The 25640-nt window shown below is 55.6% G+C and carries 19 protein-coding genes; 4 read left to right on the top strand and 15 right to left on the bottom strand.

The genetic code is table 11. The features are described 5' to 3' along the window. The first annotated feature begins 13 nt into the window (after window positions 1-13). Together RC73_RS03185 and RC73_RS03180 are read left to right on the top strand one after the other, a co-directional pair. Complete coding sequence (locus RC73_RS03185) at window positions 14-490, top strand: nitrate reductase cytochrome c-type subunit (protein ID WP_025888064.1); 477 nt, start codon at window positions 14-16, stop codon at window positions 488-490. A gap of 8 nt (window positions 491-498) precedes the next feature. Further along, on the top strand, window positions 499-1086 hold the full coding sequence (locus tag RC73_RS03180; RefSeq protein WP_025009645.1) for a cytochrome c3 family protein: 588 nt from the start codon (window positions 499-501) through the stop codon (window positions 1084-1086). 111 nt (window positions 1087-1197) lie between these two features. Here the strand turns inward: RC73_RS03180 and RC73_RS03175 are convergent, their stop codons facing one another. The 12 genes from RC73_RS03175 to rmuC form a co-directional block, all read right to left on the bottom strand. After that, window positions 1198-1590, bottom strand: coding sequence for a VOC family protein (locus RC73_RS03175; RefSeq protein WP_028779281.1), 393 nt, complete (start codon window positions 1588-1590; stop codon window positions 1198-1200). Between the two features lie 151 nt (window positions 1591-1741). Next, window positions 1742-2752 carry a D-alanine--D-alanine ligase gene (locus tag RC73_RS03170; protein WP_039033270.1) on the bottom strand — a complete coding sequence of 337 codons (1011 nt, stop codon included), beginning with the start codon at window positions 2750-2752 and terminating at the stop codon, window positions 1742-1744. Window positions 2753-2854: 102 nt separating this feature from the next. Next, window positions 2855-2977, bottom strand: coding sequence for a hypothetical protein (locus RC73_RS21360; protein ID WP_268814484.1), 123 nt, complete (start codon window positions 2975-2977; stop codon window positions 2855-2857). After that, a complete protein-coding gene (recD, locus tag RC73_RS03165; protein WP_052247964.1) occupies window positions 2968-4971 on the bottom strand; it encodes an exodeoxyribonuclease V subunit alpha in 2004 nt (667 codons plus the stop codon). The genes RC73_RS21360 and recD overlap by 10 nt, the downstream gene beginning before the upstream one ends. Then, on the bottom strand, window positions 4968-8621 hold the full coding sequence (recB, locus tag RC73_RS03160) for an exodeoxyribonuclease V subunit beta (RefSeq protein ID WP_052247963.1): 3654 nt from the start codon (window positions 8619-8621) through the stop codon (window positions 4968-4970). The genes recD and recB overlap by 4 nt, the downstream gene beginning before the upstream one ends. A gap of 1 nt (window position 8622) precedes the next feature. After that, window positions 8623-12222, bottom strand: a complete 3600-nt coding sequence (gene recC, locus RC73_RS03155; RefSeq protein ID WP_039033269.1) for an exodeoxyribonuclease V subunit gamma — start codon at window positions 12220-12222, stop codon at window positions 8623-8625. Window positions 12223-12273: 51 nt separating this feature from the next. Continuing rightward, window positions 12274-14337, bottom strand: a complete 2064-nt coding sequence (locus RC73_RS03150) for a transglutaminase TgpA family protein (RefSeq protein WP_052247962.1) — start codon at window positions 14335-14337, stop codon at window positions 12274-12276. Beyond that, entirely contained in the window at window positions 14334-15434 is a 1101-nt protein-coding gene (locus RC73_RS03145; RefSeq protein ID WP_235369952.1) for a DUF58 domain-containing protein, read from the bottom strand. Before RC73_RS03145 ends, RC73_RS03150 begins: the two co-directional genes overlap by 4 nt. Then, a complete protein-coding gene (locus RC73_RS03140; RefSeq protein ID WP_039033268.1) occupies window positions 15322-16224 on the bottom strand; it encodes an AAA family ATPase in 903 nt (300 codons plus the stop codon). The genes RC73_RS03145 and RC73_RS03140 overlap by 113 nt, the downstream gene beginning before the upstream one ends. A gap of 13 nt (window positions 16225-16237) precedes the next feature. Then, window positions 16238-16954 carry an EAL domain-containing protein gene (locus tag RC73_RS03135; RefSeq protein WP_039033267.1) on the bottom strand — a complete coding sequence of 239 codons (717 nt, stop codon included), beginning with the start codon at window positions 16952-16954 and terminating at the stop codon, window positions 16238-16240. Between the two features lie 170 nt (window positions 16955-17124). Next, window positions 17125-19074, bottom strand: a complete 1950-nt coding sequence (locus RC73_RS03130) for a transglycosylase SLT domain-containing protein (protein ID WP_039033266.1) — start codon at window positions 19072-19074, stop codon at window positions 17125-17127. A gap of 44 nt (window positions 19075-19118) precedes the next feature. Next, window positions 19119-20615, bottom strand: coding sequence for a DNA recombination protein RmuC (gene rmuC, locus RC73_RS03125; RefSeq protein ID WP_039033265.1), 1497 nt, complete (start codon window positions 20613-20615; stop codon window positions 19119-19121). 280 nt (window positions 20616-20895) lie between these two features. Here rmuC and msrP point away from each other — a divergent pair, with 280 nt between their 5' ends. Further along, entirely contained in the window at window positions 20896-21891 is a 996-nt protein-coding gene (msrP, locus tag RC73_RS03120; RefSeq protein WP_052247960.1) for a protein-methionine-sulfoxide reductase catalytic subunit MsrP, read from the top strand. Continuing rightward, entirely contained in the window at window positions 21888-22502 is a 615-nt protein-coding gene (gene msrQ, locus RC73_RS03115) for a protein-methionine-sulfoxide reductase heme-binding subunit MsrQ (RefSeq protein ID WP_039033263.1), read from the top strand. Before msrP ends, msrQ begins: the two co-directional genes overlap by 4 nt. Window positions 22503-22528: 26 nt before the next feature. Here the strand turns inward: msrQ and RC73_RS03110 are convergent, their stop codons facing one another. The 3 genes from RC73_RS03110 to RC73_RS03100 form a co-directional block, all read right to left on the bottom strand. Then, window positions 22529-23854, bottom strand: a complete 1326-nt coding sequence (locus tag RC73_RS03110; protein WP_052247958.1) for a GGDEF domain-containing protein — start codon at window positions 23852-23854, stop codon at window positions 22529-22531. Next, the gene (locus tag RC73_RS03105) at window positions 23851-24849 is read right to left on the bottom strand and encodes an ABC transporter substrate-binding protein (protein WP_039033262.1); all 999 of its coding nucleotides are present in this window, start codon (window positions 24847-24849) and stop codon (window positions 23851-23853) included. The genes RC73_RS03110 and RC73_RS03105 overlap by 4 nt, the downstream gene beginning before the upstream one ends. A gap of 375 nt (window positions 24850-25224) precedes the next feature. After that, complete coding sequence (locus RC73_RS03100) at window positions 25225-25542, bottom strand: hypothetical protein (protein ID WP_039033261.1); 318 nt, start codon at window positions 25540-25542, stop codon at window positions 25225-25227. Window positions 25543-25640: the final 98 nt, after the last annotated feature.

The raw sequence follows: 25640 nt of genomic DNA, 5'->3' as shown, positions 1-25640 counted from the left end.
GGAGGATAAGAAGATGAAATCGAATCATACCCTGTTGGCCTTTGCTGCACTGATGACCGCGCTGTCTGTCAATGCTGCCGGCATTCCCGAAGATAAGGTGGCGACTTTGCGTCAGGCGCCGCTCAATAGCCAGCCGACACCGCCTGTGATGCAGAAGGTGAGAAATACGGATATCAAACAGACCCGTAACTACCCGATGCAGCCGCCGGTCATACCGCACAAGATAGACGGCTACCAGCTGGATCTTAAGGTCAACAAGTGCATGTCCTGTCATGCCCGCAGTCGCACCGGCGAATCGCAGGCGCCTATGGTGAGCGTGACTCACTATATGGACAGAGACAACAACTTCCTGGCCGAGCTGTCACCCAGACGATATTTCTGTACCCAGTGCCATGTGCCGCAACTGGACGCCAGATTGATGGTGGAGAATGACTTTGTCGATATGGATCACTTGCTCAAGTCCGGGGCTGAGAACCCATCCAGCCATTAGGAGTCGCTATGTTTGAGAAACTGAAACAGATATGGCGGGTGCTGAACCGGCCCAGTGTTCACTTCAGTCTGGGTTTTCTGACCCTGGGTGGCTTTGTCGCCGGGATCATCTTCTGGGGTGGTTTCAACACTGCCCTGGAAGCCACCAACCAGGAGGCTTTTTGTATCGGTTGCCACGAGATGGAAAACAACGTCTATCAGGAGCTGAAGACCACCATACATTTTACTAACCGCAGCGGGGTGCGGGCGACCTGTCCGGACTGCCACGTTCCCCATAATTGGACCGACAAGATAGCCCGTAAGATGCAGGCTTCCAAGGAGGTGTGGGGCAAGGTGTTCGGCACCATCAATACCCGGGAGAAGTTCGAGTCCAAGCGGCGCGAACTGGCCGAGCATGAGTGGGCCAGACTCAAGGCCAACGACTCGCTGGAGTGTCGAAACTGCCATAACTTCCAGTATATGGACTTCACCCGTCAGTCACAGCGGGCGGCCAATATGCACTCCACCTCGCTGGCAAGCGGTGAGAAGACCTGTATCGACTGCCACAAGGGGATAGCCCACCACCTGCCGGATATGCAGGGAGTGGAAGGCTTCTGAGCCCAAAGCTCTGGGCATAGCCTGTTGCTTCATGAAAAAGCGCGCCGAACTTTCCCGGCGCGCTTTTTTATCTGTTAAATCACCAGTAAAAATCCACGATTAAGCAACGCCTTATTGGCAGTTTTCCTGTTGCCGACTCAGGAGTTTAAGCTCCACTTGATTGCCGTCGGGATCGTAAATATAGATAGAGCGGCTGTATCCCCGGGCGCCGTATTTTTCCGAAAAGCCTTCATGGTGCACGCCGTGTTGCTCCAGGTGTTGCAGCACTGAGGCTTCATCCTTGGCGGCAATATTAAGGCAGAAGTGCGCCATATTGAGGCCTAAAGGTTGATCGCTTCTTGGCACCAGATCGATAAGGGCGTTGCCGAATCTCAGTTGCAGCAGGCTAGGGGAGTCGAGCCGCCGCTCGAAACGAGCCCCCAGCACTTGGGTGTAGAATGCTTGGCTGGTTTCCAGACTGCTGCAGATCAACACCAGATGATCTATATCTATCGCACTGAACATAAGTTCTCCTGCATGCTGTCACACCTTTTTTCAGCTTAGCAGGATAAAGAACACCCGCGCGAGTGGCGGGTGTACGTTTGCTTCGGTCCGGTTGGTGCTTCAGTCCGGTTGGTGCTTCGGTCCGGTTGGAGCTTGGCTCAGGACGGGTGCTTTACTTGAGCGGTTCGCTCAGCTGGCGTCTTATGTTACTCACCAGCCACTCGCTGACATCATGGCCATTGTTGCTGAGCATCTTGGGGAACATGGAGATGGGCGTCATGCCCGGGAAGGTATTGATCTCATTGAGCAGTATCTCGCCTTCATCGGTAAGGAAGAAGTCGATACGCGACAGGTGGGACAGCTTCATGCCCTTAAAGGCACGAATGGCATAATCGCGTATGGTATCGATTTGCGCTTGGCTCAATTCGGCCTCGACCTTGGTCACCGCCTTGCTCTTGGCATCATACTTCTCATCGAAGCTGTAGAAGGTGTTGTTGGCGCAGATGATTTCACCCGGCACTGTGGCTATCACTTCACCCTGGTATTCATATACGGCCACTTCCAGCTCCCTGGCTTTGATGGTCTTTTCCACCACCACGTAGGGGGAGTAACTAAAGGCCTGCTCCAGCACAGAGGGGATATCATCGCTGTTGTCCACCCGGTAGCAGCCGACGGATGACCCCTGGGATGCCGCCTTGATAAACAGTGAGCCCCATTCATTCAAGGCCTCACGGCAGCGGCTGTTGGCCGCTTCACCGGCTTCACTGAGAAACAGATAAGGGGTATTGGGGATGCCGAGCGCACTGAACCACATCTTGGCCGTGACCTTGTTGAAGCAGTTGCTGCTGGGTTCAGAGCCGCAGCCGAAATAGGGCAGGTTGATCAGATTGAAATAGGACTGAATATCGCCGGTCTCACCCGGATAGCCGTGAATGCAAGGGATCACATAGTCCACCGGCCAGCTGGGCTCGGCCTCATCGAAGCGCACTTCACGGCGATTGGTCAGCTCGCAAACCTGGCCCTGCTTGGTGTGGTAGTGGCCGGCGGCGTCCAGCTCCAACCTGAGCACTTCCATGTCGGGAATATTTGCCAGGCAGCTTTCGATATAGTCAGCCGACATCAAAGAGATACTGTGCTCGGCGGCCCCGCCGCCACAGAGTAACAAGATATGGGTTTTGCTCATGAATTCTCCTGACTGAGCGGCCTGATAAATAACCTTGGCCGATATTATGCCTGCTTAGACAGGCCTTGAGTATAACGGCAGCTGACGCAGGCTCTCATCTGGTTATTTTGCCGCCAGAGCGAAGCGGGCCGTATGACATCTGGCCCGGTTGCTGTTCTCGCTATCGTCCCAGCCAGTCGCGGCCAAAGCCGCCATAGCCATAATCTCTGCCACAATCACTGCCATAGCCTATCGGCCAGCCCTGAAGCCCGGCGAGTGAGGCGACGACAGGCGCCATCAAACACTGAGCTGTTGCCCAGGCAGCAAAAATGCTGCTTGGCGCGGGTAATGGCGGTGTAGATCAGCTCCTTGGTGAGCAGTTGCAGCTGCGCCGGGCTCGGGCTCGGCGGCAACACCAAGGCCACAGAATCAAATTCACTGCCCTGGGACTTGTGCACTGTCATGGCAAAACAGGTCTCGTGGCCGGGAAGACGCGCCGGCAACACCTTGAGCACACTGCCGTCGGCCTGAATAAAGTGCGCCAGCAGCCTGTTGCTGTCTCGGTCGGGCAGAATAACGCCGATATCGCCGTTAAACAGCCCCAGGTTGTAATCGTTGCTTTGGATGATCAGCGGTCGGCCCGGATAAAACTCCTGCTGCGGGGCGATCAGTCCGGCCTGTTTCAGCACTTGCGTCAGTTGCCGATTGATCCCCTCGACACCGAAATCGCCGCCACGGGTGGCGCACAGCAGTCGAAAGCGATTGTAACGGGCGATGATCTCCTCGGCGCCAATGTCCGGCCTGTGCACCACTTCCAAATAGTCGCGGTAGTGCTCACAGGCCTGGCTGAGAAGCCGAGCCATCCCCTGCTGCTGCTTACCGATTTCCAGCCACTCAAGCTCCTGATAACCGCCATTCCAGGCCTCAGTTATCGCGGCGCCATCACTGAGGTTGACCGCCTTGGCCAGCACGCCTATGCCGGCATCGCCGCGGAATCTGTGGCTGTGACGCAGCATACAAAGATTATTGCCTATGCCGGGGGCGAGATTGACGCAATCGCTGAGGTCAAAGCCGGTGAGCCTTGTCAGTGTTGCGGCAAACTCGGCGCTGTAACGCATGCGCCAGTCCTGCTGGTGGCGCAAACCGGCGCAGATATCGGCGAGCACGGCGCCGGCTTCCACCGAGGCCAGTTGATCCTGATCCCCGAGCAGTATCAATCTGGCATTGGCGGGCAGGGCATCGAGCAGCCGGTCCATCATAGGCAAGTCCACCATGGAGGCTTCATCGACTATTAAAAGATCTAGATGCAGCGGGTTGTCTTGGTGATGACGGAATTTGTGCGAGCCGGGGATCACCCCCAGCAGGCGATGCACAGTGGCGGCTTCTTCGGGGATCTTGTCTATGGCGCCAAGGTCAAGCTCGGCGGCAAAGGGCATAAGCTCTTTTGCCAGGCGCTGTTTGGAGGCCTTTATCGATTCGGTCAGGCGCGCCGCCGCCTTACCCGTGGGGGCCACCAGACGTATGTTCATTTCACTGCCGAGACACAGGAGCATCAGTAGCTTGGTGACTGTGGTGGTCTTGCCTGTGCCCGGGCCGCCGGTGATCACCGCCAATTGGCGACAATAGGCGGTGGCGGTGGCGACTTTTTGCCAATCGCGTTTGCCGGAATTTTCATTATCAGTTTGAGCTTCACCATCAGCTTGAGCTTCACTATTAGCTTGAGCTGCCTCATTAGTCGCTTGGCCAGTATGGCTGGCGGGCGGCAAAAACAGGCAATCGAGTGCGCGCCGCACTTCGTCGGTGGCGGGGTATTCAGTGGCGGCCATGGCGGTGAGGCGCCGGGCGACCCGGCACTCAAAATCATAATAACGTTTGAGGTAGAGGCGGCCAGCGTCGAGGATCAAGGGTTTGTCTTCACCGGGGGCGCCGACGGCGGCAAAATTGGCCACCGCCAGCTCAAGGCTTGCCGGGTCGGTATTGAGGCGCACACTGGGGTGGGGCTCTGCCAGCGGATTATCAAACGCTATGCTCCCCAGTGGCAGGCAGGCGTGCTGCGATGATAACTGGCGGCTCAGCAGGGCGCACAGCAGCAGAAACAGCGGCGATGGCTCCCGGTGAATGGCGGCCATCTGCAGCGCAAAGTGGCGGTCGAGCGCCGTCAGCAGCCGCTGCTCTTCCCATTGCTTGAGCAGCGCAGTAACAGCTTGGCTGCTGTGCAGTATTGATGGGCTATCTGTCATAGACTCAACTCCAACTGAGGGGCGCTCGAGGGCTGCTCGCCCTTGAGTAAGGCATCCAGGGCCAGGATCACCGCTTCATCCGGTCTGTCCACAAACACCCCGGCGCCGGGATGGGCCGCGGACATGCCCCGTAAAAACAGATAACAGCAGCCGCCGAAATGGCTTTGATAACAATAGTCCGGCAGTTTGAGGCTCAGATATCTGTGCAGCGCCAGGCTGTAGAGCAGGTACTGCAGATCGTATCTGTGCTCGCTGATGGCGGTGGCCATCTTGTCCTGGCGGTAATCGCTGAAATCGTCCCCCAAATGGTTGGATTTATAATCGGCAATGTAGAAACGGCCCTGATATTCAAAGGTGAGATCGATAAACCCCTTGAGCATGCCCTTGAAGGCGTCGAAGCGCAGTTCACCGCCATAACCGTGTTTGGCCAGCAAGCGGCTGAGCTCGGTATCGATAAGCTGGGTATCGCCGCCGAGGGGCAGATAAAACTCCATCTCCACCAGCTTTTGGCGCTTGCTGAGGTCGCCCAGGCGCAGACTCTGCCTCTGAGGCAGAGCGATTTCGGCGTTAAGCAGATCCCGATACCAGTCATAAAGCACATCTTGCCAATCGCTGTCGATGCCGTACTGCTGCATCGCCTGGGGCAGATGCAGCAAGAGTTCCTCCTCGGCCTGGGTAAAGTCGATTTTCTCCAGTACCAGGTGCATAAAAGAACCGGCATTGGCGCCGCGCTCGAAGCTGAAACGGTTGGCCTGCAAGACATCCTGCGGTTCATAGGCAGAGGCGGGCTCGATTTCAAACTCCTCATCACCGGCACCCGGCAACACCCGCTCGTGGGGCAGATGTTTGACCAAGCCGGAATAGCTGCCGACCCGCCAGGGCGCGCCTTGACGCGCAGCCGGCACCTGGGCACAAAGTGGGCTCTGGGATTGGCTTTCAGCGCCTTGAAGGCGACTTGGGTCTGCATCGCCTATCTCGGTCAAGGAGATGGCCTCGCAGACAAGGGAGGCGGCGGCGCTTTGCAGCCTGCCGCCGTCACAGTCCTTGTCTTCAATGCCGAGCAGATAGCCTATGGCGGTGTCTTTCAAAAAGCTGTTGATGCCCGTTTTGTTCATGCGGCAGTGGTTGGCCAGCCCCAAATAACAGCGATATACGGGCCGGGTCAGCGCCACATACAAGAGGCGCAGATCTTCGGCCAGCGTCTCGCGTTTACAGGCTTCCCAGCCTTCGTCACTGGCGTCCAGATCCCAGATTAATTGATTGTCTTTGTGGTACAGCATGGGCGAGGGGCGGCGACTGCCGTCGCGGGCCAGGCTGACAAAGGGGATGAAGCACACAGGATATTCCAGCCCCTTACTCTTGTGGATGGTGACTATCTGCACCAGGTTTTGCTCACTGGCGAGCCTCAGTTGCTGCTCTTCACGGCTCTGGCCGGAGAGCAGTTCCTGCTCAAACCAGTTGACCAGGGCGCTCATGCCTTCGAGCTCGGTGGATTTTTGCTGCAGCAGTTCCGCCAGATGGCGAAAATCGGTGAGACGCCGCTCGGCGTTGGCCTCTCTGCCGAGCCGTTCCAGCAGCTGCCAGTGATCCGCGAGATTGAGCAGCGCCGGCATGATGCCGCGGCGGCTCCAGAGTTCATGCAGCGACATGAAGGTATCGAGCACTTCGGCGCGCAGTGTCTCAGATTGGTTGAATTCATGGATCTTATTGGCGCTGAAGCCCAGCAAGCGGCAGGCCAGTGCCGAGCGAATCGCCCGTTCATCCCTGGGGCTGGCGAGCGCCTTGAGGATGAGGGCGATTTCCCGCGCTTCCTCCGTGACCATTACCGAGTCGCGGCTGAGGAACACGGCGCCGATCTGGCGGCTATTGAGCGCTTGTTGCATGACGGCGGCTTCGTTTCTGTCGCGCACCAAAATGGCGATATCCCGGGCGCGCAGCGGCTGCTCATTGCCACTGAGGCGACACTCGCCGCGGTTGGCGGCATTGAGCAGGCGCACGATTTCGGCGGCGGCATCTTCGGCCAGCAGTTTACGGGCCTGAGTCTTGTTGAGGCCCTTGTCCGGATCTTCCTTGAGCAGCCTGAGCTGCAGCGCCGCCGAGTCTGTGCCGGGCGCGAGCAGCTGTTTGCTGCCAGCGTCCTTGGCCTTGACCGGCTCGAACGGGATGGCGTCACTGATAAAAGGGTCGCTGTGGTTGGCAAACAGGCGGTTGACCGCTGCAATCATGTTGCTGGCCGAGCGGTAGTTGGTGTCCAGATTATAGTGATCGGCGGTATTGCGCCTGGCCTCAATATAGGTATAAATATCGGCGCCGCGAAAGGCGTAAATCGCCTGCTTGGGATCGCCTATCATCAACAGAGTGCGACTTGGCTCAGGCTCGGGCTTGGGTTCAGGCTCGGCGCCGGCATCCTGCTGTGGCAATTGCGCCGGGTAGATGCCGGAGAAAATTGCAAACTGCAGCGGATCCGTATCCTGAAATTCGTCGATAAGCGCCACCGGGAAGCGTTTGCCTATCTCCTGCTTGAGCTGCTCGCCGATGGCAAGGCCGCTATCCGGCGCCGTCTGGGTCAGGCCGCCTATGGCCTTGGCCAGGGTCAGCAGCAGATCGTCCGGGCTCAGCAGGTTGCGCTCGGCCTTGAGCTCGGCAAAACGCTCGGCTATCTGGGCTCTTGCCTGATAGAGGAATGCCGGAATAAGCGAGTCTACGCTGTCTCTGAGCGCTTCTATCTGCGCCAGCAGCGGCGCCTGTTGCGCTGTGGGGATTTCGCCGCCTTTTCTCAGTTTCAGTGACCCGAGAGCCAGGCTGTCCAGCAGCTTGGGTGTCGGCAGTCCCTGATGATACTTGGCCCAGTTGTCCATCTGCTCCAGCATGGCCGTGAGCTTGGGGTAGCCATCGGCTTGCTTGCCATAGCTGGTGCCGTTGAGCGGCAGGCTGTGGAGCAGGGCCTCGGTGGCGTCCCTTTCTCTTGGCCAGCTCAGTCGCAGCCTTGCGAGCTGAGTCTGCAACTGCTCGGCATATTGATCGAACTCACCCGGGTCGCGGTTGGCGCTCGCTTGACTGGCGCCGAGCAGCGGTCTCAATTCGCGCCCCAGCGCATCCGGAGTGGCGTAATGGGCGGCTATCGCGGTCGCCAGGGCTGTCGGCAGCCGATAACAGACATGGCGCCAGAAATCGCGCACACTCTGGCGCAGATATTCGCTGTCATCCAGGGTAAATTCCGACTCGAACAGCAGCGCCGACTCAAAGGCCATATCCGAGAGGATCCGCTGGCAAAAGCCGTGAATGGTAAAAATGGCGGCTTCATCCAGGCTCTTGAGCGCCAGATCCAGCTGCTTGAGGGCGGTTGCGCGCTGCGTTGGCGGGCAGCGCTGATAAAGCTGCTCGATAAAATCGTCTTTGACGCTTAGGCCGATAAAGCGCTGATAACAGCTGCGGATCCTTTTGCGTATTCTGTCGCGTAGCTCTTCGGTGGCGGCGTTGGTAAAGGTGACCACCAGGATCTGCTCACAGCTGAGGCCCGGGCGCTCAAAATCACCCAGCAATAAGCGCAGATAGAGGCCGGAAATGGTGTAGGTCTTGCCGGTTCCGGCACTGGCCTCAATCAGGCGCCGGCCGCTCAGCGGTAAACTCAATGGCTCCAGTGCTTGCATATTATTCCTGCCCCATCTGGGTAAAATCGGCCAGGGCGGCCAGTTTGTCTTTGTGGTAAAGGCTGATAAGCGGCGCCAAAATCCCCTGGGCCAACGCCGGGAAACTCAGGCTCTGCTGGAGTCTGAGTTGCCAACCGCCTGGCAACCCCGCACTCATGTTGCTCAGGGTAAACTCATCTTCACTCAACTCATCTTCACAGGCTTTGCGCCCAAAATCCGTCGCCGAGCCAGCATAGGCGCTGTCATCAAGGGTTAAACCAAAGTCTTCCGGAAAGCGGAACAGGCGGGCGTTATGGGGATCCTGGCCGTCACCGAACCCGGCATCATCCAACCAGGCGCTCTCGGCCTCAGCAAGCCGCAGCTGATGTTCAGTGTCAATGGGCAATCCATCTTCTACCTCGGCGCTGAAGTACGCCAGGGAGGTTTGCGCCATAAAGGGCAGCGGCCTATGTTGCCCGAGCTCAAACAAGGCGGCCAACTGACCCAGCAGGGTCTTGGCGGACTCGGCCTTGAGCGGCGCCATGGCGTGGAAGTGACCGGCATCCAGTAGATAGCTGTGCCTGTGAATGCCGCTGGCATTGAGGCACAGATGGCGAATATAGAGGCTCAACAGATCCTTGGGCTTGGTGGTACCCGGCCTTAAGTTGACCAGGCCCTTGGGATAGCAGTCATCGATGCGGCCACAGAGCAACAGCTCGCGGCCATTGACCTCAAGCTTGAGCGCTATTTCAACGGCATCCGGCTTGGGCAATTCGGCGCGAAGAAAACGGGTGCGCTCCACCGCCGGGGCGATATCGCGGCGGTATTGATCCAGCAGCAGATCGTCAAACGGCGCCATCGGCAGCAGACCTTCGGCCTTGAGCTTGTCGAGCAGGGTTTCATCCAGCTCTCCGCGTTCGTCTTCCAGCGCATCCTGCATCATCAGCAGCTGCAGCTGATAGCGTTGCAGGGCGCTGAGCTCAAACGGCTCATCATTGTCCTGACTGTCGATATCCAGCCTCAAGTCCAGCTGCAGCACCCGCTGGCAGAAATACTGCGCCGGGTTGCGGAAAAAGCGGATCAGCGCCGAGAGTTCAAGCTCCGGCTCCTTGAGGCCGGTTTCCTCGCCCAGCTGATGCTCAATAAAAGGCGCCGGGCTTTGGGCGGCAAACATCTCCCGCGGGCACCACTGGGTTGCAAAACTGCCGGGCAGCTCGCTGTTACTGTAGAGCCGGGCATCAAAGGGTTGCAACGGCTGCTGAATGATGAGGCGCTGCATCAGCGCATCGGCCGCCAGATCGCCAAGGGCGGCTATCTCATCGGCATCTGTGGGCACTGCGGGCGGCGTAAATTGCGCCTCGTCCGGGCGGTAACACAGCTGAATGTATTCCAGCAATTCCGATACCAGCATGGAGGGAATACGCTCACTGTTATCGCGCTCGCTGTGGCCTATGTAACTGATATAGAGCTGATCCCGGGCCGACAGCAAGGCTTCGAGAAACAGGTATCTGTCATCCAGGCGTCTTGAGCGATCGCCGCGTCTTGGCTTTTCATGGGCGGTGAGATCGAATCCCACAGGATGTTGCACCCTGGGGTAGACGCCATCGTTCATCCCCAGCAAACACACCTGGCGGAAGGGGATGGAGCGCATCGGCATCAGGGTACAGAAGTTGACGCTGCCGGCGAGATAACGCTGACCGACCCTGGACTCACTCAAGGTTGAGTTGAACCATTGCCAAACCACTGTCAGCGGCAATACCCCGCTAAAACCCGACAGTCGCAGCTCCTCGGCGAATCTGTCTATGGCCTGGCGAATGTCGTTGATCTCTTCCCTGGCATCGTCCTCCTGGGCCAGATAAAAGGCATCGAGCAGGGCGTTAAGCTGCGCCACCCGCTCATCAGGCGGGGTTTGCTGCTTGAGCTCTTCCCTGAAGTCATCGAGCGCTTCGATAAAATTCAACAGCTTGCCGAGCGCCTGCGCCGACTGACCTTCAATACCGGCCAGTGGCAGATCGCCCTGATACAGCTCGGCATCATCGCCCAGGGCATAGCCCAGCAGCATGCGACGGATCCCAAAGGCCCAGGAGTGTTTGTCAAACCCGGGCAAGCCCAGCTCTTCACGGTTGTGACTGTCGCGGCCCCAGCGAATACCGGCGGCCTTGAGCCAGCCCTTGAGCTGCTCCAGCTCCTCCTGGGCTATACCGAAGCGGGCCAGCACAGCGGGCACTTCGAGAATACTGATGATGTCTGTCAGGCCAAAGCGGCTCTTGTCCAGCGCCAGCAGGTTGAGAAAACCGGCAATTAAAGGGGATTCCTGGGCCGCGCCGCGATCGGCTATGGCATAGGGGATGAAATGATCGCCGCTCTTGGCGGAAAACACCGCATCGATATAGGGGGCGTAGGCGGCCACATCGGGCAGCATCACCATGATGTCCTTGGCGGCAAGCGAAGGATCGCTGCGCAGGCGATGCAGCAGATGATCGTGCAAGGTTTCCACTTCCCGCAGCGGGCTGTGACAGCTTCGCAGGGTGATGGAGTCGTCGGTGGCGGCCAAGGGCCTGCGCCGGGCGATATTCAGGTATTTGCTGACATCCGGTCCAAGGGGCTCGCCTAAGGTTTCCATCTCCAGAATGTCATTTTGAATGCCGCCGAGCAGGGTATTTGTGTTGCCTGGGTGAAACAGCTCTTCCAGTTCCAGCCGCTCGGGTGGCAGCTCCAGCACCATATCCAGCAGCTCCCGGCCGAGACGGCCATTATTGGCCAAAATGGGGTTGCCCACTTCCAGCTTGTCTTCCCAGAGTTCGGGCAACTGTTTCTTGCCCTCAAAAGCCAGCGCCATTCGCGCCCGCGCCCTGGGCTCTATGATATCGCCCCAGTAGTGACGACAGGGGCTGAGGCTCAGCATCACTACCTCGATGCGACTGGCGAGCGCATAGAGTACATCCAGGGTTTGCGGCGCCATCGAGGAGATCCCGAACACGAACAACCTGGGCGGCAGGCCTTCCAAGGCATGATCGCTGCCGCCTGTCAGCGTTTCGATCAGCGCCTGGTGCAGATTGGCCCTGTGGTAATGGCTCTGTTGCAACTCCTGATTGTTGTAACGTACCAACTCGCGCCAAAGTTCGGGTTGCCAGGCGTGCTGCGGCGCTATCTCCAGCGGGGATTCATTTTGCTCCCAGCCGAGGATCCATTCCGGACGGTATACCAGATATTGATCGAAAATATCGGCGATACGGCCGCTGAGTTGAAACAGTTTGAGCTCAACATCGTCGCCCAGATAATGTCTGAGCGGTGCAAAATTGTCTCTATCCAGAAGGGAGGGCAACAGCGCCATCAGTTTCCAGGTCATCGCCGCCTTGGTAAAGGGGTTTTCCTTGGGCACGTCATCGAGCAGCAGATAACAGAGCTGCCAGATAAAGCTGGACGGCAGCGGAAACTCCTGCGCCGCCGCCACACCATTGTGGCGCGCCAGCTCCAGGCGGAGCCAGGTGGACATGCCGGGGCTTTGCACCAGAATTTGCTCGCAGCTCAGCGGCGACATGCCGGGCACGCCTTCGCGAAGCCGGTCTGCCAGGGTGGCCGACAGCAATTCCATCTTGTTGGACTGGATAAGAGTAAACATAGGCAGCAGGGTTACCTGGCTTTGGGCCGTTTATTGCTTTGGTGCTCTATTCTAGGTGCTTGATTTATCGGGTTGCAAATCTTGTTTCAGCAGTTTGAACCACAAAGCGCGGGACTGGCGGATAAAGCGGCGTTTAAGTCTCGCCGACTCCTTGGAAGCGCCTTGATACTTAAGCTGAATATAGAGTGAGGTCCAGTTTTCGATCTCCTCTGTCAGCGCCGGCCAGCGTGCGGCCAGCGCCGCAGCGTAATCCACAGGCCCCAGGGAGGCTGGCCTTGGCAGCCCGAGCCTGGCAGCCTGGCGGCATACCTTGAGATAGTGACGGTTGATGCTGTCCGGGCCTCTTTTAAGCCGCAGCAGGCCAGTAGTGAACAAAATGACGATAAAGGTGAGAGCCATCACCCCGAGTACCAAGGTTGCCAGACGGCCGATACTCACTTCCCCCAGCAGTTTGGAGAGCACTTCTTGCTGGCGCTCGTTGTCAAAACCCAGCACCCAGACGCTCCAGTAGTAATCCAGGCTGGCGAGCCTGAGTCTCAGGCTGTTGTACCAGTTGCTGGCCCGCACCCCGGCAAAAGAACGGTCGGAAAGGTAGCTTTCTTCCGGGCTGAACAGGGAGTCGAAACCCTGCTCAATTCGTTCGGGCGCTATCATGGCGGTGGGGTCGTAACGTACCCAGCCTTTGCCTTCGAGATAGACCTCACTCCAGGCGTGGGCCATATATTGATACACGCTGAGGTAACCGGCCTGCGGGTTGTATTCGCCGCCCTGATAACCGGTGACAATGCGGGCGGGCAAGCCGGTGGCTCTGGCCATGAAGGTGAATGCCGAGGCGTAGTGAACGCAGAAACCGGCGCGATTTTCAAACAAAAAGTCGTCCAGTTGCTGCGGTCCCACCGGCGGGGGCGTCAAGGTGTAGAAAAAGGGCTGACTGTTGAAATACTGCATCATGGCCGTCAAGCGCTGCTCGGTTTGCGGGTAACGGCGGGCAAAATCGGCGGCAAGTTTGCGGCTGCGGGGGTTGATTTCATCGGGGAGATTCAGGTTGAGCTGCCGCAGCGGCGCTCTTAAGCGGTTATCCAGGGGGGCATTCGGATAGCTCATCACCCGGTATTGCAACCTTTGTTCTACCGGCCTTATGGCATAGAGGCGAAAGTCCGGCAGATTCACCAGGCGCGGATCCATGCTGTAGGCGAGATCCAAGCCGAACAGCCAATGCTGGCCGCTCGGCTCGGCTATGATGCTGTAATCGATAAAAGGCCCTTTGGGGGCGCCGGGTTCGGGGCGGCGATTTATGATAAAGCTGTCTTGCTGCAGCGCCTTTATCCCCCGCGACTGCTGCCAGCGTTTGCCGTCATATTCCTCCAATACCAGTGCGCGCCAATACCTGTCTTCGGGAGCCGGTATCTGGCCCTTGAAACTGGCGCGAAATGCCAGCTCGTTGGACTTGGTCAGGCGCGAGATATCTCCAAAGCTAAGTTCATCGGACAGCCCTGTGGTACTGCTTTTCATCTGCGGCACCATCCAAAGCGGGCTGAAACGCGGCAGCACCACAAAAAGCAGTAGCGCCAGTGGCAGACTCTGTGCCAGCAGCACCAGGGTTAGCTTGATCTGGCGATTGAACGAAGCCTGTTCGTGGTAGAGGCTTGCCAACACACAAGTGTTGAGCGCCGCCACCAGCGAGAGTTGCAGGGCGTCGAGCATCTGCTGATGGTCGATAAAGGTGAGGGCGATAAGAAAGTAGCCCACCAGTACCACGGCTTTGACATCGCGGCGACTGCGCATTTCGATATATTTAAGGGAATAGCCGAGGATCAACAAGTTGACCAAGGCATTGAGCAGGCCAAGTTCGCGACTCACCAGCGCCAGCGTCAGCGCCGCAGCAATGGCCAGCACAGTCACCAGCACTCTGGGGGGCCTGGCGACCTTGCCAAGATAGATCCCCAAGCGCCAGATAAAACAGATGGCGCAGATCCCCAGGGTTCCCAGGGTAATTTTGCCTGCAAGCGGCGCCAGCACTGCCAGATTGGTGATCAGCAGCCAAAGCAAGGTGCGGCGGGCGATGATCTCCTCCGAGGACTCCTTGAGCGCGGTTTGCAAGCGAGCGGCTTTCATCGGCCGGTACCTTCAGCCTTGGCCGGATAGAGTGCCAGGGCTTTGAGGCACTCCTGACGCTGAGCTTCGCCTTGAGAAGGCGCTATGGTTCTGCCCGCTAACTTAAGCCCCCAGGTTTGGCCGGAATGGGCCAATTGATTGACCTGATAGCTCAGCTCACCCAGGCGCTGTTCCAACTCATCGCCGGTTAATTTGCTATCAAGCTCCAGCCACAAAGGCGGCCCCTGAGGCTCGGCAAACTCCTTGCTGAGCATGCCTCGGCCCTGAGCCCACTGTTTCCAGGCCACCTGTTTGAGCGATTCGCCTGGGACATAGCTTTTAAGCCCGGCGTATTCATCGACGCCGCTGAGCCACTCGCCACTGTCTTGGGATCCGGGGGCGTGTTCACTGCGCCCCAGTTTAGGCGTGCTGACCACGGGCGTTGGAAACACCCATTGACGGGTGTCGAGATCCAGATGAGACCAGGCACGGCAGAGCCCCAGAGGGTAGCAGGACTCCACCTTGAGCCTACCTGGATGCCAAAGGCCTCTGGGCCTTGGCTGCATGGGCACCAAAGCCGTCTGCTCCTGGTTATCGACACGGGAGACAAAGACTTGCCGCTCTCCCGGGTAGCTGAAACCGAGCCGAAACAGGCTTCTGTCGGCGCTGACGGTCACAGGGAAGGAGAGACTGTCGCCGGCGTAGGCTTGGGGAGGCTTACGGGCACTGAGTCTCAGTCCCGCTAAGTTGCGGTAACTGTGAATGATGCAGGTGTGAAACACGCTGGCCAATACTATGGCCAGGCCGATCACCAGGTTGTTTTGATAGTTGGTGCCGAACAGAAACAGCAGTAGCACCAGCGCCAGCCAGATAACGCCGAAGCCGCTGGGAAGAATAAAGATGCTTCTGTGACTCAAACGTTGCTCTTTGGCGGCGGGAATACGCCGTGACAACCAGCGGTTGAGCCAGGCAGAGAACAGGGCGGTCACAGAGGCCATCTCGCCGTCACCGAATGGGATTGATGGTGCCGAGTAACCTGGTCGATAACTGCTCGCCCTGAAGTTGGCTCGAATGTCGCAGGCGGTGCTCGGCAACGGCGCCAAACACAGCTTGCACATCTTCGGGCACCAGATATTGACGCCCCTGGATACAGGCCCAGGCTTTGGCTGCCGCCAGCAGCGCCTTGGTGGCTCTGGGGGAAAGGCCATAGCCTTCGTTTTGGCTGCGGGAAGCTTCCACCAGTGCCAGAATATAGTTAAGCAGGGCATCGGAAGCCGCCACCTGTTCGCACTCCTGCTGCAGTTGATCCAGCTCGAGCGCGCTCAAACACTGGGGCAGGGGTTGGTTGCGTTCCTGTCCTTTGAGCATGGCCAACTCGGCATCCTGGCTGGGATAACCAATGGAGAGGCGCATCATAAAGCGGTCCAGCTGGGATTCCGGCAGTGGAAAGGTGCCTGATTGATCGGTGGGGTTCTGGGTGGCGACCACGAAAAAAGGATGCGGCAGTCTGTGGGTTATACCATCGATTGTGATCTGTCGCTCTGCCATCGCCTCGAGTAAGGCACTCTGGGTTTTGGGGCTGGCACGGTTGATTTCGTCGGCCAGCACCATCTGTTTGAAGATAGGGCCGGGGTGGAATACAAACTCAGATTGCTGCTTATCAAAGATGGAAACCCCGAGAATATCCGCCGGCAGCATGTCGCTGGTAAACTGTACCCGCTGATAACTCAGGCCTAAGGTTTGCGCCAGTGCATGGGACAAACTGGTTTTGCCCATACCCGGTAGATCTTCAATCAGCAGGTGGCCGCGAGCCAGAATGCAGGCCAGCGCCAGTCGTATTACCCTGGGCTTGCCTATCAAAACTTGCTCGAGTTGCTGCAGTACCTGGATTATCTGGCTCCTGGACACATTGGCTTCCTTGTTAGATGGTCACTGAAATCAGTTCCGGCTCGGTTTGGATGAACTGAGGTCTGAAGTAGAAACCTTGCACCAAATCCACATCCAACGCCAGTGCCTGAGACAGCTGCTGCTCGGTTTCGATTCCTTCGAGTATAGTTATTTTTTGGCAGGACTTGGCAAAATTAAGCAAGTTTTCCAGAAGCTTAGCCATGAGTGGTACCTGGATGGCACTGAGCCAGTGACGGTCGAGCTTGATGCAGTCTACGGCGGTCAGCAGTTGCAGTGATACCATGGCATGGGGGGCGCCGACATCATCAAGGGCTACGGTAATTCCGCGCCGGTGCAGCTCTTTGAGTAATGTTTGTGCCTTGTCGGCATCGTTGACACAGGTGTTTTCTATCAACTCCACAGTTAAGCCTCCGGTTTGCTGCTGATATTTGTCCAGCGCCTGCATCATGCATTGACAATTGGCGCTGTCCAGCGCGTGAGGATCCAGGTTGACGTTGAGTCTGGGGGTCTTGGGCGCTTGACTGAGTTGCAATAATTTGGCCTGCAACTCTACCGCTGCCAGAGCACGGCTGTCTTTATGCAGCCAGTCGAATACAAGATTAGGTGCCAAGGAGGCGCCTTGGTGATCGTAAAAGCGGGCCAGGGCTTCATAACCCTGAATGGCCAAAGTTCGGGGACAGACAAGCGGCTGATATTCACAGGCAATGTGCCGCGGAGGGGAAAGATCCATGCAGTTATCAACGGAGTTAGCTAAATGAATGCTAATTATTCCCATTATGGTGCCAAGATAACAAGTCAATTTACCCCATTAAAGCATCGAGCGCTGAAAAATACGTCTAGGAACAAGCTCTTTAATATCAAAGCGTTGGGAATTTGACTCAGTGCCAATTCACCGCCGCCTCAATAGCGGCGGCCCAGTTCTGTTTCACTGAACTGTGGCAGAGCTTGCTGTTGACGCAGCTCATAAATCTGCCGATAGGTGAACACCGCCTGTACATAGGCGCGGGTTTCGCTGAAGGGGATGGTTTCGATAAAACTCATCACATCCAGTTTGCCGTCGCTCTGCTTTAGCCAACGCTTTACCCTGTGAGGTCCGGCATTGTAAGCGGCAACGGCCAGTACCCGGTTGTTGTCGAACTGTGCCAGCAGCTTGGTGTAGTAGGCGCTGCCCAGCGGCACATTGATGGCCGGGTTGTACAGACTGCGATTGCCATTGAATGTCAATTTAAACTCTTTTGCGGTTTGCTTGGCGGTGGCCGGCATCAATTGCATCAGACCTCTGGCACCCACTGAAGAAGTTGCATAGGGGTAGAAGGCGCTTTCGCGGCGAGATATAGCGCGAATTTCGTTGACATTGACCTTGAACTCTTTACCGGCTTGGGTAAAGAAATTATCGGCAGCATAGGGAAAACGCATCTCCATATCATTCCAGAGCTTGGCCTGAATACTGGCTTCAACCGCCAACGCGTCCCATCCTTGCTGCTGAGCATAGACCCCATACTGGGCGCGCATCTGTTTGTTGTGGCGGGCGAGCATTTGGCTCCATTCGATTCTGGCATCGACCAGTTTATCCAGTGCCAGCAGTTCAGATACCCGGGCAAGCGCCTTGTCATCAGCGAGTCTTGCCTGCATTTGCGCCTGGGGTTGAGTCGGCACATGTGCCAGGTTGGGGGCTAGGCCTAACTCGGCTGCGGCCCAGAAACCATAAAAATTGCGCTCTTGGCTGAGTGCTTCGAGCATAGCATCGTCCCGGCCATTGACCCTCAGGTGCCAGTAGCGCCAGCGCGCATCGTTGCGGCCTTGATCGCTAAGTAAGGGGAGAAAACGGCGGATATCGGCATCATTTTGCTCGGCAATCGCCCAGCGCAAACGGCGCTCGGTCAGATCGTCAGCCTTGAGCAGCGGCAGCATGGTGTCGATATGATCTCTCAGCCCCTCGTCCTCGACGATAAGCGCTCGCCTGACCAGATAACGGTTTAGTTGCCGCCCCTGGAAGTCGCTGAATCTGCCGGCCTTTTCATACTTGACGTACAAACGCACCGCCTGACGCAGATCTCTACGGGCCAGGCGCTTTAGTCCGGCAGAAACGATATCACTGTAGATGGGGGCATCGCCATCAAACTGATTCATGTGCCTGAGGCGGTTGGGATCTTTATAGACCGCCTGCAGCATTTTGGCCTGATTCTGATGTTGGGTAACTTTGCGTCCCAGATACTGCAGCAGACCGCTTTGTCCGGCGTCAAAGGCCAGCATCATCCGCGACCAGATCAACTCTTGAGTGCGGTGCCCGGCCTTGCTCCAGGCATTGAACAGGGGATCGCACTCCTTGGGACGGGAGCGACCATAGAGCCAGAGTTGACGGGCACCGTCCCAGGCTAGCTGTTTATTCCCTTGGCCAAGCTGGGCCCGGTAAAAGTAACATTGCAGCTCAGTGGCTCTGGGCAGTTCCGGGGAAATGGCCAGAAAATCCTGCCAGCGTTTGTCGCCGCCGGCTCGCAGCAGATACCTGTGACGAGCGCTGCCATGCAGGGGCGAATGCTCAAATTTGTCTATTGCCTTTTGTGCCTCTGGGCCTGCAAGCGCCATTATGTCATCCAGTTCGGCGTGAAAATCCAGATAGATATTGAGCGGGTAATCCTTGAGTTGGGCCCTGAGCTTGCGATACTCGTCAAGTTGGCCTTTATCCAGCGCCTCTCTGGCCTTTAGGTAATTTTGGCGTTGTTGTTCCAAAGAGGTAGGCGCCTTGGCCGCATGGCTTATCCCGGGAAACAGTATCCAAGGGGTGGATATTGTCACTGCACTCAAGGCAACGCTGCCGGCGAGGGCTATTCGGGTCAAGGCTTTGCGCATCTAAAACTCCTTGTTGATGGCCTGTTTCACTTGAGAGGCTGAATTCAGGAGGTTAGTTCGCCGTCCTTCTCTGTATTTTCTATGGCATTAACCTCCTTGCCTATTGGCAAGGGCGTTTCTGTCATCGCCTTTTCAAGTAATTGTTTATCCAGTTGTTTACTGGTTTCAACGCCCAACTGTTGCATCTGGTGAGCCTGGCGGACAAGGTTACCCCTGCCGGTAGCCAGTTTATTCATGGCGCCGTTGAAACACTTCTCTGCATTGTCCAGCGCGCGCCCGAGTTTGTCCATATCTTCCAGATAGCCACAGAGTTTATCGTAAATTTTACCGGCTTGCTTGGCGATCCTTTGGGCGTGTTGGTTTTGGTATTCGTAGCGCCAGATGTTATTGATGGTGCGCAGTGCTACCAAAAGATTGGTTGGGCTGACGAGCATGATGTTGTTTTCGAGCGCGAAATTCACCAGCTGCGGCTCTTGTTCCAGTGCCAGCAGGAAGGCGGGTTCCACCGGAATAAACATCAATACATAATCCAGGCTCTTGATGCCGTGCAGTTGCTGGTAGTCCTTTTGGCTCAGGCCTTTGATATGGCCGCGAATAGAGTTGATATGTTCACGCAGCGCCAGGGAGCGCTCTTCATCGGTTTCGGCATTGTAGTAGCGCTCATAGGCCAGCAGTGACATTTTGGCATCTATTACCACATCCTTATTGGCCGGCAGGTGGACTATGACATCGGGTTTAAAGCGCTTGCCGGCATCATTTTTCAGATCCTGCTGCACGTCATACTCATGTCCTTGTCTGAGACCACTTTCCTGCAGTACCCGCTCCAGGATCACTTCGCCCCAGTTGCCTTGCTGTTTGTTGTCGCCCTTGAGCGCTTTGGTGAGATTGACCGCATCCTGACTCATGCGCAGGTTGAGCTGCTTGAGATCTTCCAGTTGGTGTTTCAATGATGAACGTTCACTCTGCTCCTGTGAGTAGGATTCATGAATTTGCCTTCTGAAACCTTCAAGTTGTTGTTTCAGTGGTCCGAGAACACCATCGAGCTGCGATAGGTTTTGGGATTTTAGTCTTTCACTTCTGTCTTCAAAAATCTTGTTGGCGAGATTTTCAAACTGCTCTTTTAAGCGGGCTTCACTGCGCTCAAGCAGTTCGATTTTATCGTTGAGCGCCTGTTGCTCGGCGTCGAAGCGAGCGCTGATTGTCTGCTGCATGGCATTGGACTTTGACAGGTTTAACTGAGTTTCCAACTGCTTGCGCTGAGCATCCTTGAGTTGCTGTTCAAGGTCGGGCACCCGCTCGGCAATGGCTTCTGCTTTACCGAGTTGGGACACCAGCCATTCGGCTTTTTCCTGGCTGCTGCCAAGTTGTTCGTTGAGTTCGCTGCATCTTTGTTCATGTTGCAGCACTAACTGGTCTTTAATCTGTTGCCAACGGCCGCGGGTCATGCGCTGATTAAAGAGGGCGCCAAGCAAGATACCCAGCAGTAATAGGGCCGCGGCGGCAATGAGTTGAGGCGCGGAAATTGTAGTGGCCAAGTCCATATCATGTCCCTTGAGTGCAAAAAAGAGGAGCGGAAAACCCGAATAGAGTCGCAGAATGAGTCAGGGCCTTCAAGGGCTAGGGCGTGTAGACTCAGGATAAATGGCTAAGAGTTGCCCATTTTGTACCTCTTGTCAGTCAAGGTTCAGCCAATGGAGTTGCAGGAATTATTCCAGCAGGAAATTTTTCTTTGCCTGCCTGGGTCTTATAAACTGAATTGACTGCAGCTATTGAGAGGTCACTGTGAGCAATAAAAAATTTAAACTAGGGATTGGCAGGCAAATGCTCTGGGAGTTGCCGGCAACTGAAGTCACGCCGGAAGCCGTATTTCGCGATCGGCGCAACATAGTCAAGGCACTGGGACTCGGCGCTATAGGTGCCAGTATTCCCGGCCATGTTCAGGCCGGCTTGTTTGATCTTTTTGGTGAAAAGCGTGAGAGCGAGGCATTTGTCACCTCAAATCTCAACTATCGCAGCAACCCGGATTTTCAATTACCTGGGAGCCTGACACCCCTTGACAAGGTGATCCGCCATAACAACTTTTACGAGTTTGGCACCGGCAAACAAGATCCCTTCGAAAATAGTCAGAGCCTCAAGGTCAATCCCTGGGTGCTTAAAATCGAAGGCGAGGTCGAGCGCCCCTTAACGCTGGATTATGACGACCTGCTCAAGTTGCTTCCCCTGGAGGAGCGCCACTATCGTTTGCGCTGTGTCGAGGCCTGGTCCATGGTGATCCCCTGGGTTGGCTTTCCGCTGGCGGCTTTGCTGGCCAGGGCCGGAGTCAAATCCTCTGCGACTCATGTGGCCTTTGAAACCCTGTTTGATCCCGAGCAGATGCCGGGGCAACGCAATCGCTTGATGGGCGGCGGCATTCATTATCCCTATGTGGAGGGATTAAGACTCGATGAGGCGATGAACGAGTTGAGCTTCCTGTCGGTCGGCCTCTATGGCAAGACGCTGCCGCCGCAAAATGGGGCTCCTGTGCGTTTGGTGGTGCCCTGGAAATATGGTTTCAAGAGCATTAAATCTATCGTGAAAATTAGGCTTTTGGACAAACAGCCGCCGACCAGTTGGCATCAACTGGCACCCCATGAATACGGTTTTTATGCCAATGTGAACCCAGGAGTGGATCACCCTCGTTGGTCACAGGCGACAGAGCGGCGGATTGCCGAAGGCGGGATCTTCTCTGCCAAACGGATCCCGACCCAGATGTTCAACGGCTATGGTGAGCAGGTCGCGCATCTGTACCGGGATCTGGATTTAAGGAAATACTATTGATGCGTCTAGCTCCCAAGCAACTGCCTTGGTTAAAGGCGTTGCTGCATCTGGCCGCCGGTTTGCCCCTGCTTTATTTGGTCCTGCAAGTGGTGACAGACAGGGCCGGTGGCGATCCTGTGCAATATATTATCCATTTCACCGGCAAGGGGGCGCTCAATGCTTTGGTGGCCACTTTGTTGGTATCGCCAGTTGCCAGAAAATTCAAATTGGGGTTGTTGATGCAGACTCGGCGTTTGCTCGGACTCTGGATATTTGCCTGGGCCTGCTTGCATATTCTCAGCTATTTCAGCCTGGATCTGCTGTTTGCCTGGGAGCTGCTATTCAGTGAAATTATCAAGCGCCCCTATATTTTAGTGGGGGCCAGCGCCTGGTTGTTGCTAGCTGCGCTGGCGCTGACCTCGTTCAAGGCATTGCAGCGCCGGATGGGGCGGCGTTGGCAGCAATTGCACTACAGTATTTATGCCATTGCCCTGTTGGTACCTGTGCATTATTACTGGTCGGTGAAGTCTGAAGTCATTGAGCCCAGCCTTTACCTTGCTGCCATGTTGCTGTTGTTGGCGATAAGACTGCCGAGGTTCAGCTGGTTTAGGCGCCTCTGGCCGACAGTTTGAAGTTCAGGCGTGTGTGGCCGGGCAAGTCAGGCATCGGCACTGGGTGAGGCAAAGCTGTAGCGCTTCTTTAGTGCCAGTTCCATGGAAGCCTGAGGTTGTGCCTGCTTGGCCTGATACATGGCACTGTCGGCAGCGCCGATGAGTTCGGCCAGGGTGTCGCCATGTTCGGGATAGAGACTGATGCCGGTACTCAGGCCAACCTGAAGTTGTTGCCCTTGCCAAGGGATATCGGCACCCAAGGCATGAATCTTTTCCAACACGGCACAGACTTCTTCGCGGCTATTTATCGGCTCCAGCCAGATGATAAATTCATCGCCGCCGATACGGGCCACCAAATCCGAGCGTCTTAATGTCTCCTTCAGCCTTTTGGCAATTTCCACCAGCACTGCGTCACCGGCGCTGTGGCCAAAATTGTCGTTGATGGGTTTGAATTTATCCAGATCAATGAATAGCAACGCAGCCTTAAGCTGTTGACGTTGGCAACGTACTATGGCGTGTTCCAGTTCAGTGGTGGCGGCGCCGCGATTGAGCGCGCCGGTGAGATCGTCATGATCTGCCAGATATCGCAACCTGTCTTGCTGTAGTTGCAACTGCTGGGTTTGCACTTCTACCTCTAATTGCAATTGCTCTTTTCGTTCGGTTGCTTCCATCAATGCCTGTTTCATATTGTTGAATTCATGGGCCAGTTCAGAGAGTTCATCTTGTTGTTCCAGCCTGATACGGCTATGAAGATCGCCCTTGGCCAGATCGCGTATGCCGCGTTTTAAACTGCCCAAATGGCGCCGAAAACGTTTCAGAGTATGCAGGGTAAAGCCTGTCACCAACAGGGCAATGGCCAGCAGCAGGGCACCGTTGAGATAGAGATGGCTGAGCTGCAGCACACGGGCTCTGTCCATAGTGTGATGTTGAAAGCGAAACAGATCTTCGCTCATGGATTGAATGCTCATATTGTATCTTGACAGCAACATACTACTGACCAACTGATCATCTGCTATCAGAGACAGCTTGGGCAGAGAATGCTCCAATAGGGTGCTGATGTTGTTGCTTTGGCGTTTGAGGTTAGCCAATAGCTGTTGTTGCTGTTCATCATCGACCTGAGTGGTAGTCAAGAGGGCGTTTAGGCGCAGCAGATCCCTTTGGGTGTTTTCCACAGCTTGGGTGTCCCGGTATTGTTGCAGCAGCCATAAGTTGGACCTGAGCAGATCCAGGTGTAGTTGCAGTTCAACCAGTTTGTGCATCTGTTGAAACGTCTGCTGGGAGAAATGACGTTGTTGCAACAGTGACAGCGCCAGTACCAGTGTCAGGGTGATGCAGAGAATGACCAGAATGCTGAGGCGGCTGGATAATTTCATCTCTGTTCCACCAATGACATATGTTGTATCTGATCCAGTGCTTTGGGAGCGATAACATTTCTGAAGTCGGGCAACTGCTGGGCTTCTATGGTGCCGCTGGTCATGGCCCAGCGAGCCTGTGATTGCAGATTACTGAGCAGGCTATTACCCAATGACAGACGAAACAGATAGTCCGGCCATAGAGCGACGACTTCTTCAGTGGGTAGGTGCAGATATTCGGCAACCAACTGACGGGCTTCCTGTGGATGCAGGACGATAAATTCACTGGCGAGTTTCAGCGCCTTAAGGATCCGAACATGGTGTTCGTAGTGCGTCTGATTGTCGCCCTTACGACTGATGAGATTAAAAGACAGGCTATACAAACCGCGACTGGGAAATTCGTTTATCTTGCCTGGTTGATGTTGCAATAGCTGAAATCCGTATGGCTCCCAAACCGAAATTGCATCCACATCGCCTGCAAGCAGCGCCGACGCCAAAGCTGACGGGCGGATATCCACCCGAACCGGCGCCAAGGACGGGTGTCCGGCTATGTTGAGTATGGTATCAAGAAAATACTCGCTGGCGCTGCCGGCGACGATGCCAACGCGCTTACCATCCAGCTGGGTCGGAGTGGTGATACCGCTCTTATGTAGGGTTAACAGTTTGATATCGTTATCCGATTCGGCAAAGCTTGCCAGCACGGTGAAGTCGGTTCGCTTGAAGCTATTAAACATCACTACGGATTCAGAGCTGGTGGCCAGATCAGCCCTGTTATTGAGCAGAGCTTCGAAGCAAAGATCGCCTCCTTGAAGTGGTTGCAGCACTACATAGACGCCTTCGCGGGCAAAGAGTTCGAGCTTGTCGGCAATAATGACAGGAGCTGAAAGCAGTGAGGTGGATACGGCGATGCGAACCGGAGTCTGGTTGAGCAAAATTGGGGAGTTTGGCTGTCTGGGTATGCTGAGCCAGATAAACAAGAATAGCAATAGAGCCAAAGGCACTAGCATTTTTCCCATGGTTATTGCTGTCCTCCATTCGTCATAGTCTGAAGCCCTGGTTTTGTTCAATCAGGTGATTTCAAGTTTCTTAAGTGTAGTGCAAACAGAAGGGCGTGTTATAAAAAGGCTCATATTTTTCATGGGATTATTTGTGGTATTCGGTTGGAAAGTGAAACCGATCGCGGAAGACAGTTATTTCTTTGGTTAAGTGTAGTAAGCGAACAATAACGCGATGGAATTCAAAAAGTGAAATAAGTTGTGAAATATTATTTGGGTTGATAACGCACATCCTTGTCCCATAAAAAGAGAGGCACAGATATTGTCTGCGCCTCTCTGATATCGAACAACTCTGGTATATCGAACAATATTGTAATCGATATTAAACTCACATCCTTACTTACTACCCTGATTGGCCATATAGACCAATACTTCATCATAGGACATGTTGAGTTCGCGGGATAAATTGATGACCTTGGTCTTAAAGGTTTGTACTTGCTCCTGTTTATGCAAGTTGTTTTGCGTATCTTCAACCAATTCATTGACCGCTTCCTGAAGAAGCTTCAGACGCCTAAGGCTAAAGTCCAAAGACTTCAAATAGCGGGTCATCTGCTGTTTGTTTCTGGCTTGCTCAAGATCCGTTGAGTGTTTTTTTTCATATCCATATGCATCGAGTGCCGCAATAGCACTCTGCAAATCGAGATCTTTTGTCATGTATGTTCACTTAAAACGAAGTTTTGCCCGAAAGGGGGGACAGGATAAAGGGATCGCAAAGCTGTCACCTATAATAGTCTATAGTATATTTCTGAAAT

Origin of the sequence: Shewanella sp. ECSMB14102, assembly GCF_000813075.1 — a bacterium.
GTDB lineage: Bacteria > Pseudomonadota > Gammaproteobacteria > Enterobacterales > Shewanellaceae > Shewanella > Shewanella indica.
This window is presented reverse-complemented; position numbering and strand designations above follow the sequence as displayed.